This is a genomic window from Desulfococcus sp., from assembly GCF_050178255.1.
GTDB lineage: Bacteria > Desulfobacterota > Desulfobacteria > Desulfobacterales > Desulfococcaceae > Desulfococcus > Desulfococcus multivorans.
The window spans coordinates 1-13,384 of sequence record NZ_JBFXGG010000080.1 but is presented as its reverse complement, the minus strand read 5'-3'; the positions used below and the strand labels follow the sequence as shown (position 1 = coordinate 13,384).

At 54.5% G+C, this 13,384-nt stretch carries 11 protein-coding genes; 7 read left to right on the top strand and 4 right to left on the bottom strand.

The genetic code is table 11. The annotated features are described in order from the left end of the window. Positions 1–76 precede the first annotated feature (76 nt). The 3 genes from AB7S84_RS13030 to AB7S84_RS13020 all read right to left on the bottom strand — a co-directional run bounded on the left by AB7S84_RS13030 (position 77) and on the right by AB7S84_RS13020 (position 4,139). Positions 77–1,675, bottom strand: coding sequence for a fatty acyl-AMP ligase (locus tag AB7S84_RS13030; RefSeq protein ID WP_428154901.1), 1,599 nt, complete (start codon positions 1,673–1,675; stop codon positions 77–79). A gap of 426 nt (positions 1,676–2,101) precedes the next feature. Beyond that, positions 2,102–2,968 carry a nucleotidyltransferase family protein gene (locus AB7S84_RS13025; RefSeq protein ID WP_020876518.1) on the bottom strand — a complete coding sequence of 289 codons (867 nt, stop codon included), beginning with the start codon at positions 2,966–2,968 and terminating at the stop codon, positions 2,102–2,104. After that, complete coding sequence (locus AB7S84_RS13020; protein ID WP_428154899.1) at positions 2,943–4,139, bottom strand: N-acetyltransferase; 1,197 nt, start codon at positions 4,137–4,139, stop codon at positions 2,943–2,945. Before AB7S84_RS13020 ends, AB7S84_RS13025 begins: the two co-directional genes overlap by 26 nt. An 863-nt stretch (positions 4,140–5,002) precedes the next feature. Here AB7S84_RS13020 and AB7S84_RS13015 point away from each other — a divergent pair. The 3 genes from AB7S84_RS13015 to AB7S84_RS13005 all read left to right on the top strand — a co-directional run bounded on the left by AB7S84_RS13015 (position 5,003) and on the right by AB7S84_RS13005 (position 7,577). Further along, a complete protein-coding gene (locus AB7S84_RS13015) occupies positions 5,003–5,782 on the top strand; it encodes an NTP transferase domain-containing protein (RefSeq protein ID WP_020876516.1) in 780 nt (259 codons plus the stop codon). Between the two features lie 162 nt (positions 5,783–5,944). Next, on the top strand, positions 5,945–6,322 hold the full coding sequence (locus tag AB7S84_RS13010) for a sulfotransferase (RefSeq protein ID WP_428154896.1): 378 nt from the start codon (positions 5,945–5,947) through the stop codon (positions 6,320–6,322). Between the two features lie 31 nt (positions 6,323–6,353). Beyond that, positions 6,354–7,577 (top strand): radical SAM protein, encoded by a 1,224-nt coding sequence (locus tag AB7S84_RS13005; protein ID WP_020876515.1) that lies wholly within the window; start codon positions 6,354–6,356, stop codon positions 7,575–7,577. A 4-nt stretch (positions 7,578–7,581) separates the two neighbouring features. On the opposite strand, the gene AB7S84_RS13000 is transcribed toward AB7S84_RS13005, so the two are convergent. Next, positions 7,582–8,538 (bottom strand): diacylglycerol/lipid kinase family protein, encoded by a 957-nt coding sequence (locus AB7S84_RS13000; RefSeq protein WP_020876514.1) that lies wholly within the window; start codon positions 8,536–8,538, stop codon positions 7,582–7,584. 164 nt (positions 8,539–8,702) lie between these two features. Between AB7S84_RS13000 and AB7S84_RS12995 the strand changes: the two genes are divergently transcribed. The 4 genes from AB7S84_RS12995 to AB7S84_RS12980 all read left to right on the top strand — a co-directional run bounded on the left by AB7S84_RS12995 (position 8,703) and on the right by AB7S84_RS12980 (position 13,317). Then, the gene (locus AB7S84_RS12995; RefSeq protein WP_428154894.1) at positions 8,703–9,650 is read left to right on the top strand and encodes a lysophospholipid acyltransferase family protein; all 948 of its coding nucleotides are present in this window, start codon (positions 8,703–8,705) and stop codon (positions 9,648–9,650) included. 78 nt (positions 9,651–9,728) lie between these two features. Further along, positions 9,729–11,276, top strand: a complete 1,548-nt coding sequence (locus AB7S84_RS12990; RefSeq protein WP_159449716.1) for an ArnT family glycosyltransferase — start codon at positions 9,729–9,731, stop codon at positions 11,274–11,276. Further along, positions 11,273–12,403: a glycosyltransferase family 4 protein gene (locus AB7S84_RS12985; RefSeq protein WP_020876511.1), complete on the top strand. Its 1,131-nt coding sequence runs from the start codon at positions 11,273–11,275 to the stop codon at positions 12,401–12,403. The genes AB7S84_RS12990 and AB7S84_RS12985 overlap by 4 nt, the downstream gene beginning before the upstream one ends. Then, positions 12,400–13,317 (top strand): lipopolysaccharide kinase InaA family protein, encoded by a 918-nt coding sequence (locus AB7S84_RS12980; RefSeq protein ID WP_020876510.1) that lies wholly within the window; start codon positions 12,400–12,402, stop codon positions 13,315–13,317. The genes AB7S84_RS12985 and AB7S84_RS12980 overlap by 4 nt, the downstream gene beginning before the upstream one ends. Positions 13,318–13,384 lie beyond the last annotated feature (67 nt).

Below are 13,384 nucleotides of genomic sequence, written 5' to 3'. Positions count from 1 at the left end.
GCCGGGACCGTTTTCCGGATGTAGTGCGGATCAGGGAGTTCCGCTGCTCCTGTTCGATAACGCAGGCGATGCCCAACTATTCACGGATGATTCGATTCAATCGTTCGGTCAGTTCCTGTCGCCGGGCAGGGTCGGATTCCCGGCACTGAATCATCACGACGGCTTTTTCCTCGCCGGTCGCAGAGAGGCACGAGAAGGCCGAGGCGTCTCCCGTGCGGATTTCCGGCTGGCTCTCGGCCAGGTATTCGATATCCTGAGGCCAGATATTGCGGCCGTTGACAATGATCAGATCTTTTGCGCGTCCCGTGATAAAGACGTCCTGTCCGACGCGGTAAGCAAGATCCCCCGTATTGAGCCACCCCTCGGGAGAGAGGACGTCGCGGGTGGCCTTGAGATCGCCGAAATAGCCCGACATGACGCTCGACCCCCGAACGTGCAGAACACCGCATCGCCGTTCGGGGAGCACCCGACCCGACGCATCCCGTATCTCGACTTCGTAGCCGGGAAGGGGGGCGCCGCAATTGACGAATGTGTTTGTCCGCACCGTTTTGTCGTCGGGCGGTGCCGGTGCGGCCTCCCGGCTTTTCGCAAGAAGATCGGCATTGACGTGATCCTGCCGGACCCCGGCGCCCAAGGCGCCGAAACAGACCGCAAGCGAGCATTCGGCCATACCGTAACAGGGTAGGAAGGCGCGGGGATCGAATCCGCTGGGTCTGAGTCGGTCGGCAAAACGGGTGAGTGACGCCGTTCGGATCAGTTCGGCGCCGACCCCGGCCACACGCCACGAGGCCAGGTTGTAACCGCTTGCGTCGTCGTCCCGAAGACGCCGGGCGACCAGATCGTAACCGAACGGGGGACTGAAGGATATCGTCGCCCGGTTTTCGGACATGAGTTTGAGCCACAGGCGGGGCCGCATCGCGAAATCACGGGTGTTCAGGAAATCGACGGAAATCTGGCCGGCCATAGGCGCCAGCAACAGGCCCACCAGACCCATGTCGTGGAAATAGGGAAGCCACGATACGGCACGGTCTTCGGATCGGATCCTGATGCCGTCCTTGAGAATGATCCGGAGGTTGTTCAGAACCGTCTTCTGGGTGATCATCACCCCTCGGGGAAAACGCGTGCTGCCTGATGTATACTGCAGATACGCCAGTTCGTCCGGCCGCGAGGGCGTCGGATCGAGGCCCGATGCCGGAAGATCGTCGAAATCGCCGGGACTTCCGAAAAAGCGGATCTTTGATCGGGCGGCGGCCTCGGTCAAAAAGGGCATAAAATCGTCCGTGGCAACGGCGAACTCGGCCCGGCAGATCGACAGCAGCCGTTCGATCTGCCCCACGTAGGCGCTGCGGCCGTTCAACTGAATCTGGGCCGGCAGGGGAACCGGTGTCAGACCGGCATATTGACAGGCGAAGAAAAAGCGCACAACGTCCGGATGGGTATCCGCCACTATTGCAACACGCGCGCCTCGGGCCGCCCCCAGGGCGGTGAGCCGCCGAGCCAGGATACGCGAAGCCTCACGCAGGTCTGCATAGGTCAGCACCGATGACAGGCTGCCCCTTCCCGTAAAGAAGTTAAATCCGGTAGTTCCACTGGCAGCATAATCCAAGGCGTCCGTCAGTGTTGAAAAATCACCGCTTCGCAATGGTATGGTATTTTCTGTTGGCGTTGCCTCCATAGCGCTTATCGTCTCTCCCCAAAAATAGGTTCTGATTTCGGACGTCCGCTCCGTTCTTTTCATTCTCAATTACAGAGATGCCTGGATCCAATGATGAACTCGCCGGCCGGTCGTGTCGCGGTAAAGTAGGTGGAACGGCCGAAGTTGTGGTGACGGATCACGATTCCGAACGCCTTGCAACAACCAAGTTCATATAAACTTTTTTTTCTAACCAAAAATCAACATATTGTCAAACCTCAACTTTCGACTGTCTTGATGGTTACCGGAAAGATACGGCCTATGACAGTCGAAAGTTGAGATAAAACGAACTGTCCGTTGAAACAAAGCCAGATCGAACGTTCATATCTCGATTGATTAAATTTTAATGACAGTTCGTGAACACTCTAATACCAAAACAACTGTGAATCAAGGTGCTCGATGGAACGCCTATGGAGAAGGGGGATCGTCTGGGTGCCGCCCCGCTTCCATGTTGCGGGATACGATCGATTCGGCAATCCGCCAGTCCGAAACGGAATCAACGTCAATGGCGGCCTCGGGGTAAGGCATGACGACGGCACCCACTTTGAGGCCCATGACGCGGGATGCACGGCCCAGCGCTTCCGACAGCGTCAGGCGAGCGGTCAGGTATCGGAGCGTCGATATCCAGCCGAAGGCGTTGACGACCCTGAACGGGTTTTTACGAAGATTTTCCACACGTCGCCAGAAATCGGCTGCGTTTCGTCCCCCGGGCGTCAAAAAGGCAAAGAGATTGCAGGAGCAGTATGCTGTTCCACCCAGCCGATAAGCGGTTCTTCGCGTTTCCGGATAGGCGGCGGTCACGTCGTCGCGCCTGGCCAACGCGGCCACGATGTCGCATCCGGTCCTTTGGGCTTCGGCACAGAAGTGGTCCACGATGAAAGCTTTCAGCAGGGCGTGGTCCGCAGTTGTCAAAAGGACGGGGGTGCCGGGGGACAGGGACTGCATGGCGTGGCATGCGCTCGTACTCGGTGTTGCCTTGTTTCCGATCCATCGAATCCGACCCGATGCGATGCGGGCGGCGAGCTCGGAATTCCCGTCGACAATGTCCCGCCCAGGGCCGCAGAGAATCTGATTTCCGATGCTCTCGGCGGCCGACAGCGCATCGAGAACCCTGAGGACCATAGGCCTTTCGCCGACCGTGGCCAGGGCTTTGCAGGGGACGCCGGCTGCCGCTGCCACCGGATTGTCCGACTCCCTGTCCGCAGCCAGAACAATCGCCGTAAAAAGTGTCGGGGAAAGGTCCTCGGACCTACATTCCCTGCAGTTTTTTTTCATAGATGCGATAGGTTTTATAGGGTGTTCCGCCAATGTTTTCGATAATACTCCGCATGCCGATGTTATCGTCGAGGATCCATGAGAGTTCGACCGTTTTGATGTCTTGGTCGAGGGCGGTCTTCTGGAGTTCTCCGATGAGCCGGTAGGCTGTCGCAGCCCCCAATAAGGTGCCGTGATAGCGTCGAACCACACCCATAAGGGGGATTCTCGCTGTTTTGGGATGGCGTATCTTCAGACGCCACAGCAACTTTAACCAGCCGAAGGGTAGCAGCCGTCCGTCGAGATCGCGGATGGCCTCGTTCAGATTGGGCAGCAGCACCATGAAGCCCGAGGGGGTTCCATCCACCTCGGCAATGCGGATGGAACGCGCTTCCACGAGCAGCTTCAGGACCTTTCCAAGGTGTTCGAATTCACGTGGCGTAAACGGGACAAACCCCCAGTTGAGTGACCAGGCATCATTGAAAATACGCCGGATGATCTCCAGATCCTCGTTGAACGACGCGCTGCGAATCATCCGGGTATGAATTCGTTTTCGGGTCCTGTGGATCATCGTCTCCATGGCGCGGGAATGCCTGAAATCGGCGCCGATAATATAGGCGAGAAGATCCTTGACGGCTCGGTACCCGCATTGTTCGATACGATGCCCGACATAGCGGCTGTCATGTCCCATCATCGCCATCGGCGGTGCATGGAAACCCGCCACCAGGGTGCCGCATTCCTGGTTGACGGAGAGATTGAAAGGCCCTCGGACGTGAGTCATCCCCCGGGACTGCAGCCAGCCTTCGGCGGTATTCAGAAGGGCCTGGAAGGTTTCGAGGTTGTCTTCGGCCGCCGGCAGTCCGAAAAATCCGGTCCGATCGCCGTGGTGGTCGAGATGAAGCCTGTCGATCTGGGCGCTGATGCGTCCCACCGGTCGACCCCGCCGACACGCGAGCCAGAACCTGGCCTCGGCATGCTCGAAATATGGGTTTTCAGGGGAGAGAAGCATGTGCTGTTCAAACCGCAACGGCGGCACCCAGAAGGGATCGGTGTGGTAGATCGACCATGGCAAACCCAGGAATGCGCGCCGTCCTTGTCGACTATCCACCGCCAGGATATCGGGAGCCCCGGAGACCCCGTGACATTTGTCATAAGGCGTTTGTCCGTCAAGGGGGGGATGCTGGATGCGCATGGTATTCAACCGACTGATTCAGGTTTTTGGATCGTTACATCGGGGTGCGAAGGGCGCTGCTATGATTCATTCCGTCTGTCCGAATCACGGCCGCAAACCCGACATGATATTCACTCAACGTTCGACTTTCATAAGCTGGTGCCGGGAGGATACGGCCCGCGCCCCGCGCGGTTTCGTTCCGGTCACCATCATGAAAGTCGACAGTTGAAATATTCATATGCTTGTGACCGGATGACGATGAACGGGTAGGCGTTATCAGCTGAAGAGACCGAATTTACAGGGCCTTCATATCGGAGATGTACGCCGGGGTCAATATAAAAAAATGCTTTTTGCGTTTTGTTATGATGATAACTCAACGTTCGACTTTCATAGGCCGTATCCTCCTGGCACCTCTTTCCGGTCATCGTCATGAAAGTCGACAGTTGAATGATAATCGGAAGGCGGTGTCGTCAGGGAAGAGCCTCCTGACCCCGGAGGTGGAGAAAAAACAATTGATCGGGACTCTGGAGAAGGTGCTCAATATTATGTTGATTGAATATCAATGGGTTGGAAGCTGTTTCGGTTTTGGAAAATGGAATGAAAATTGTAAGTGTCGACAACAATGGCAACAAAAAAGCTTTTATTCAAATTTTATTTGGTATATCACGTTGCTGCCGAAACATCGTATTGCGAATCAATGGTGATTTCGATTGAACCATGATGCTTCGGGATGCCGGGCGCATGCCGGCACGGTTGACGGAGCGGTGAACGAGCCGCGCGTCTTCCCTGCAAGGGGCCCGGCCGTCTCCCGCTGTCATCATCCCTGCGGTTCCGGTCGTTCATACCCGGTGCCGATTACAATGTAAGGAAGAAAATTCGACTTCATGAAAGCGATCATTCTAAGCGCAGGACAAGGGAAACGCCTGCTGCCGCTGACAACCGATCTTCCCAAATGTCTGCTGTCGGTTCGGGGAAAAACGTTGATCGAGTGGCAGATTCATGAATTGCAGAAATGCGGGGTCCGGAGGATCCGGGTCGTAACGGGATATTGTGCGGAGCTTGTGGATCAACTGCTCCGTGAGCGGTATGCCTCGGAGGAGATCTCCACCATATACAACGATGCCTACGCCACCACGGACAACCTCGTCAGTTGCTGGACGGCATGTGGGGAGATGAACGAAGATTTCATCATCCTGAACGGTGATACGATTTTCGAGGCCGCCGTGCTGAACCGACTGCTCGAATCGCCGGACCGTCCGGTAACCGTGGCCGTGAACCACAAAGGCGTCTATGACGCCGATGACATGAAGGTGATGCTCGAGGGTGAACGATTGGTCAGAATTGGAAAAGATCTTCAGCGTGAAAAGGTTCATGCGGAATCCATCGGCATGATTTTGTTCCGGGGAAAGGGCCCCGCGCTTTTCCGGAGATCCCTCCAAAAGGCCTTTGAAGAACCGTCCGCCGGAAAAAAATGGTACCTGTCCGTCATCGATGAAATGGCCCGGCAGATGCCGGTATGGACATGTGCCGTCAATGGGTTGCAGTGGTGCGAGGTCGATTATCGGGCGGATATCGAACATGCGGTCCGCGTTGTTGGCGCCTGCGGCGATCACGATGATGCATCCGGCGCTGTTTGCCGGCTTGTCAAGGCAGTCCCGTTTTAATGCCCATGGTCTCGATGCCGTCCCTGGGGACCCGCCTCTGGAAGAGTCCTTTCCCGAACCTGCCTTAAGGGCGAGCGGTGATATGCCCGGGACCTGTCGTTTTGCAGTGCTTGGGGTGAATGACGGCGCCCGGGTTCGATTTCGGGAAGGCAATGAACCGGCATGGCGTACAAGCGGTTTCATGAAGCGGCGTTCACCGCATGCAGGTATCGACACCATAGGCTGCAATACCATATGGATCTGATATTTTTTCCGGATTTTTTTATTATCGGGGCGCCCAGGTGCGGCACGACATCTTTGAGCCGTTATCTTTCAAAGCACCCGGACATCTGTTTCTCCCGGCCGAAAGAGCCCCACTATTTTTCGACGGTTTCTCAGCCTCTCACGACATCCCATCTTCAACGCCGCTACCTGGAGCGGTTCTTTTCCCACCATCACGCGGGTTACGCCGCCGTGGGGGAAGTTTTACGAGAAACCTTTGCCGATGACACGGCGCGCCTCGGAAGACTCATCGGGCGCGATCTGAGCCATTGGCGATAGACGATTTTTTTTGAACTTCGGAGAAAAAAATATGCCTGCAACACTGAACCATCTTAAGTATTACCGGCTTCCATGGAATTATGCCGACAACGGCATCTCCTGGCTGGAACCCACCACGGAATGCAATCTTCGATGCGAGGGGTGCTACCGTGATCCCCATAGCGTCGGTCACAAGTCCCTCGATGCGGTGAGGGCCGAACTCCAAACCTTCAAGGCCTTGCGGAAAAGTGACTGCATGAGCATCGCCGGGGGGGATCCCCTCGTCTATCCTCATATCGTGGAGCTGGTTAAAATGGTCAGAGAGATGGGGTGGAAGCCGATCATCAACACCAACGGGCTCGCTCTCGACGCGCCGCTTCTGAAAGCGCTCAAGCGTGCCGGAGTGTTCGGTTTTACATTTCATATCGACACGAGTCAGAAGCGCCCCAGGGTAACGGCCGAAACAGAAACCGAACTCAACGCCCTTCGGTTTCGGTATGCGCGAATGCTGGCCGAAGAGGGCGGGCTGTCGTGCTCCTTCAACGCTACGGTGTCGGAAAAGACGGTTCACGAAATTCCCGGTCTGGTCGAGTGGGCGCGCCGACATGCCGACATCGTCCATACGATGGTGTTCATTTTGTTTCGTTCACCGGGATTGAGCGGTGATTTCGAATATTATGCAGGGGGCCGCAGGATCGATTTCAACGAGACCTACAAGGAAACGGAATGGGCCGGCCAAAAAATCCTCATGGCAGAGGATATCGTCGAAAAGATCCGGGAGGCCGAGCCCGCCTATGAACCGTGCGCCTATCTCAACGGCACCGCCGATCCAAGCTCTTTTAAATGGCTTCTGGCCAATCGGATCGTCTTCAACGGCGAGACCATGGGATATGTTTCCCCAAAGTTCATGGAGATGATTCAGACCGGCTATCATCTGTTCGCCGGGAAGTACTTGTCATATGCCCAGCCGCGAAGCACCTCACGGGGAAAGTCGGCGGCATTTTTCATGGGGCTATTTGACCATGGAATGCGCCGCATTGCCGGGAATCTTTTGAATCGGATTTCCCGGAAGCCTTCCCACGCCCTCAGGCCGGCCCATATTCAGAGCATCATGATTATTCAGCCGGTAAACATGTTGGCTGACGGCCGGCAGGACATGTGTGACAGCTGCCCCGACATCACTGTCCATGATGGAAAACTGGTCTGGAGTTGCCGTTTGGAAGAGATGAACCGGTTCGGCACGTTCGTCCAGTCGGTTCCCAGGAAGAGGTCCTGACGCATTACAGCCGAAGAAACGTTGCGGTTCCGCCAAGATCGACGATGATGGATTCAGGATGCGATTCGGTCCGGTAGCATTCGCCGTCGAGGATGAATCCGCTGTCCATGGTCAACTGTATACGATGGGCGTTGCGGCTGGAATACCCGTTTTCCGGCGTACCCCAGGGGGTGGTCCGGCCTCGGGCGAGGTAGGGAAGGGCACGCAGAAAATGGCGCGGCCGGGCATTCATGGCGGTGAAGTGGAGAGGTGCGTTCTCTTTGCCCCAATGGGGACGCAAACCGAGGAACAGCCGTTCGAGGGTGCTGATGTAAATCAGAAGATACTCGCTCTGCTGGGGGGGATCCTGATCAACGCGGACGGTGACGGTGACCGGCTTTAGAATCCGGGTATCGCGGCGGACGGCTGCCAGCAGAAACCGGGCCAGCGTCAGGCTGGGTGCGATCTCGCCGTGAAGGCCCAATGCATGGATATGGCGTTTGCAGTATTCGATTCCCTGGTATACGGCAGCCGCCCCGAATATGAGTCCGTAGCGGGGATTCCGGTCGGATGCCGTCCGAACCCGCAGCACCGGTCGCTTTTGGATGGAGAAGCGCTGGGCCGGCGCCTCCAGCCAATCCAACAACCGTCGAAGCCCGCGGTCACGGGAGCCTCTCAGGCCGACGTCTTCGGCGATAACGCTGTCCGTGCCCGAGCGAAGCACGGCCAGAAGCGGCGGCGAGGCGTAATGACGGTCCCGAAAGAGCGCCGTCAATACCGCCTGGATGGTACCGTCCCCGCCGTTGACAGCGATGACGTCCACGTTTTTATCGGCAAAGACCGACACGACGGCAGCGGCATCATCCGGATTTTGTGCTTCCCGGTGGAGCACTTCCGGTCGGCGCGCCAGGAGTGCTTCAATGGCCGCCAGCCCTTTTCGATTTCCGCCGCTGAGCGGATTGCTGATAATTCCAAGACGCAAGTCGGCCTCCCCATGATCCCCAGGTTGACGATTCAGTCGAATATCCCGCCGTCTGATCCGGCGTTGTCCGGACGCGACTGGATGGGGTTTATTTAAACGGCGAAGGGAAATGCGTCAACGACAAACATAGTTTTCCGAGCCGCTGGAAGGGAAGAAGCATGTCCATGGTCCAAAAATTTTACAGGATAGCGAACGGCGTTTTCAGCAGTGGGATCACGTCTTTCATCTGGCATACCGCCGGATGCATTGGTGCCCTGCCGGATTACATCCGCATCAACACCGGCAGAATGTTAGGTCGCATCATCCTGAGGTGTGATTCGCGTCACAGGCGGATTGCCTTTAAAAATCTGCTGTCGGCTTATGGTGATGCGATGTCGGATGCTGAAATTCTGTCCCTTTGCCGAAAGGTATTTGAAAATCTGGGGCTTGTTTTCATGGAAGTCTGCTGGTCTCTGACGAAAGATCAGCCGGCGCTGTTTCGCCATTTCCGGATCGAAGGACGACATCATATGCGGGAGGCCCACAAGAAAGGAAAGGGCGTTCTGGTCCTCACAGCGCATTTTGGAAACTGGGAGCTTTTAACCGTCATCGGTGCCTTATTGGGATATCCATTCAGAATCGTATACCGCCCCATGGATTTTTCTCCCCTGGAGAACGTCGTCATCCGGTTGAGAACCCGTTTCGGCGGCGACATGATTCCCAAGAAAAAAGGGTTTCGCAAGATATTGAACAGCTTGGGACGCAACGAACTGGTGGGGTTGTTGATGGATCAGAATGTCGCGTGCCGGGAAGGGGTGTTTATCCCGTTCTTCAACATGCCGGCATGTACGAACAAGGGGCTGGCGCTGCTGGCGCTGAAAACCGGCGCGCCCGTGATTCCTCTGTTTCTGAGACGGGATGAAAATGGGTACACGGCAGAGATATGGCCGGAAATTCCGCTGACGCGAACGGGTGATAAGATAAAGGATATCGAAATCAACACCGAGGCATACACCAGGGCAATCGAAGAAATCGTACGACAATACCCGGACCAATGGTTTGGATGGTTGCACAGACGATGGAATACGCGTCCATTCTGCGAACTGCCCCTGCAGAAACCATCCGATCATTGAAATATGGCCGCTTTCAATATCGATTCCGCTACCATGAATTCCGGACGCCTTGTGCCGTTGTCGCCGGATAGGCCTTCAGTGCATCGTCCGTCCATGATGGGATTCCTGGCACTCTTTGCGGGGCTTCTCGCTCGCGCCTATCTCTACTGGATGGATCCTCTGATCAGTTCGGACGGCTTTTTATATGTACAGCAGGCGCGAGCCCTTTACTTCAGAGACTTTGACCAACTGCTCTCCTGCTATGACAACGTGTCCTGTTATCCTGTTTTTGTGGCCGCTGCCTTCTCTTTGTTTGGAGAGTGGGTGATTGCCGGACAAATGACCTCTCTTTTTTTCGGGACGCTCTCGCTGTTGCCGTTATACTGGATACTGAGACGATTTTTTGTCGAACCCACTGCATCGATAACCCTTCTCATATTTGCGCTGCTGCCGGTTTTTGTATGGTTGAGCCGGGATGTTTTAAGAGACCCCACCTACTGGTGTTTTTCTCTTTTTGGGCTATACTTCTTTTTGCGACATATCGAACATCGAAGACCAATGGGGTTATTCATCAGCAGTATCTGCTTTTTGATGGGTGCATGGGCTCGAATCGAGGGATGCCTTTTTATATTGGCGAGTGCCTGTTATCTCATATTTTCATGTCGACCTGAAAAATGGCGGGATCTTTTTATTTTTTTCAGCCCTTATATTGTTGCCGCAGCGGCCGGTATACTGTATTCTCAGGTAGCGGGCATCGAGACGATGGATGTGTTGAAACCCGAACGGCTTCTGACGCGTCCCGGGGAGTTTTTGTCAAAATATCGAGAAATCAGAGATCATCTTACAGCGTTGGTTCGTGAAAATCCAACGCCCATAAGCCCCTATTTTTTCGACTGGGTGCGACACCTGGTCTGGTTCCTGCCGTTCGCCATCCTGATGGTCCAGATTACAGAGACCCTTTTCTATCTGTTTTTCATCATTCTGATTTCGGGAATAGTTGTCTGGCGTCATGAGATTTTGCGGGATCGACGGCTCATTTTTCTTGCTGCGCTGTCCATTGCCGCCCTGATGGTGCTGTACATGCAGATTGTCTATAATTGGTCCATGACCGACCGCTTTATAGCCTTGTTTCTTTTTCCGGCCTTCGTGTTTCTGGGTGCGGGGGTTTCCTGTTCGGCATCGGCGTTGAGCACGTATTTCAAGCTGACGCCTAAAAAGGCACACATCCTGATGTGTGTTATTGTTCTTGCGGTATTCGTTCCCAAGATCCTGCGTGCCAATTATGACACGGAAAAGTTGATATTCTCCGAGATCGGTGAATTCATTGCACAAAAAGAGAAAAATCAAAGAGTGGTTTCCGTTGCAGGAAATTTTAAGGAACTTCGCGCCGTCCATTTTTATGCCAACCGGAATTATCCGGGAGCGCCTTGTTTTGAGGACGGCATCAGTATTTTGAAGCAATCCGATAGAGCGTCTCTCGTCTTTGTGCTGTCACACGGATTTGATTATTTTGTGTGGAACGAAAAGGCCTGGCAAAATGGTTATCCTGAAACACTGCTGCCCGAAAGACAGGGGCAATTCCAGAAACTGAGGCAGTGGTCCTCGGCGCGCGAGGGGGATTTGATCCTTTATGAGGTGAGGCAATGAAAATCGGTCTGGTATGTCGCCGGTTTGTTTTCAATGGCGGAGGGCTCGAGAAATATACCATTGACCTCAGCCGGTCTTTGATGGAACTGAGGCATGAAGTCCATGTTTTTGCCGCCGAATGGAACGATATTCCAGGCGTGGTCTTTCATCGCGTACCGATGATCCCTTTCTCGTCGCCTGTCAAAAATCTCAGCTTCGGGATGATGGCTGCCAAAATCAGCGGTCAGGTGGCCTTGGATGTCCTGCAGAGCATGGAAAGAATATGGCAGCAGGATATTTTCAGGGCATCCGACGGTATCAATCCGGTTCAGATGCTGCAGAAATATCCCAATCCATGGGTGCGACGATTCAAGTCCGCCGGACCGCGTCGCAGGATACTGGCGTTGCTTGAAAATCGGATTTTCCTGAAAGGGGGATGTCGATTTGTGGTGACGAATTCCAGACTGGTCAGAAACCAGATCACGGCATACTACAATGTTCCGCCGGAGAAGATACATGTCATTTACAACAGTGTGGACAGGAACAGGTTTTCTCCTGAAAACAGAGCCGACTCCCGCCGGAAAATCAGGAATCGTCACGGTATCGATCCTCAAAAACGAATTGTTTTTTTTGCAGGCAATAATTTCAGATTGAAAGGGCTTCAAATGCTGTTTGAAGCCGTTGCCGTCCTGGGGCAAAAGGATGTCTGCGTTATGGTCGCAGGCGGCGACCCGGTAAAGGTCTACGAAAAAAGATTGGAAAAACTGGGTATTCGGGATCAGGTAATATTTTTGGGGAGGGTTTCGGATCCTGAACACTACTACCGTGCCGCGGATATCTTTGTACTGCCGACCCGATATGATGCATTCGCCAATGTCTGTCTGGAGGCTCTGGCTTGCGGCACCCCGGTTATCACCACACAAAGCAACGGCGCTGCCGAGATTATAAAGGACGACATGACCGGATATGTACTCAAGACGTGGGAAGCCCGTGAACTCGCATATCGTCTGAAGGTGTTCATGACCCGTGACGATAGAAAATGGATGAGTGAACAGGCGGCTTCGGCTGCGGCGCGGTTTACTTCCGAACGATCCATGGATCGACTGATTCAGCTTTATCATCACGTTCGCGAGGCAAAAAGAGGATGACACCGGAAAAAGCGCCTGTCACACGAATGTATTCCCGCGGGATCATCATTAATCAAAACTATCAGGATATCCTTGAGAAAACCAATCTTGCGGGTTTTGATGACCTCTACAATTATCCTTTTGGTAAAACCTTGAAGCGTATTCCTGAAAGGCGGGTCATTCGTTTTGAACTCCCCTGGCAAGGGCGTAGGCGTGTATTTTATCTCAAGCGCCATGAAACGGAATCCCCGGACATCGGGGCGCTGGCGCGCATCGGCATCAGGCGTGCGGGGGCTTCATCGGGTATGACGGAATTTGAAAATCTCTGTGATTTTCGACAACACGGTCTGGCAACCGTCACCCCGGTCGCGGCAGGTGAACGCCGGGTCGGGATGTTTAAATATCGATCCTTTCTGGTCACGGAAAGTTTTGAGCCCTATATCGCGCTTGAGCAGTTGATGGAATTGCATCCGAATCGATTGCGGGGCGAAACGGGAAGCCACTATAAGCGTAAGCTGATCGAGGCCGTTGCCAAAACCGCCCGTCGCATGCATGAGGCCGGCGCCAATCACCGGGATTTCAATGCCACGCATGTTCTGGTCGGCCCTGAAGCCGCAGACGGCCTGCCGAAAATAGCCTTGTTCGATCTTCAACGCGTCGACCGCCGCCGATGGCAACGGTTTCGATGGATGGTCAAAACCCTTGCGGAACTGAACTACACCCTTCCTGAAACGCTCTTTTCAAAGGAAGACCGGCTGAAATTGTTGATGGACTACAAAGGCGTGAATCGACTCTCGCTCTGGAGCCGGTTTCAACTTTGCTGGATCATGAAAAAAATCGAGCGCATCCGTCGTCACACCCTAAAAAATCGGATTCGGCGCGAAAAGGCCGGTCATCAGGAGGGAAAGTCGGCCAAGGACGGCACGGCTCTATGATCGCCCCGGAAATCGGGATGTTGAATTTTTACAGAATTCAACTTTCGACTTTCATGATGTTGACCGG

What these genes read in the sequence shown, in the direction of transcription:
- AB7S84_RS13030 (WP_428154901.1), bottom strand. Translation starts at nt 1,675, where the DNA reads ATGGAGGCAACGCCAACAGAAAATACCATACCATTGCGAAGCGGTGAT.
- AB7S84_RS13025 (WP_020876518.1), bottom strand. Translation starts at nt 2,968, where the DNA reads ATGAAAAAAAACTGCAGGGAATGTAGGTCCGAGGACCTTTCCCCGACA.
- AB7S84_RS13020 (WP_428154899.1), bottom strand. Translation starts at nt 4,139, where the DNA reads ATGCGCATCCAGCATCCCCCCCTTGACGGACAAACGCCTTATGACAAA.
- AB7S84_RS13015 (WP_020876516.1), top strand. Translation starts at nt 5,003, where the DNA reads ATGAAAGCGATCATTCTAAGCGCAGGACAAGGGAAACGCCTGCTGCCG.
- AB7S84_RS13010 (WP_428154896.1), top strand. Translation starts at nt 5,945, where the DNA reads ATGGCGTACAAGCGGTTTCATGAAGCGGCGTTCACCGCATGCAGGTAT.
- AB7S84_RS13005 (WP_020876515.1), top strand. Translation starts at nt 6,354, where the DNA reads ATGCCTGCAACACTGAACCATCTTAAGTATTACCGGCTTCCATGGAAT.
- AB7S84_RS12995 (WP_428154894.1), top strand. Translation starts at nt 8,703, where the DNA reads ATGGTCCAAAAATTTTACAGGATAGCGAACGGCGTTTTCAGCAGTGGG.
- AB7S84_RS12985 (WP_020876511.1), top strand. Translation starts at nt 11,273, where the DNA reads ATGAAAATCGGTCTGGTATGTCGCCGGTTTGTTTTCAATGGCGGAGGG.
- AB7S84_RS12980 (WP_020876510.1), top strand. Translation starts at nt 12,400, where the DNA reads ATGACACCGGAAAAAGCGCCTGTCACACGAATGTATTCCCGCGGGATC.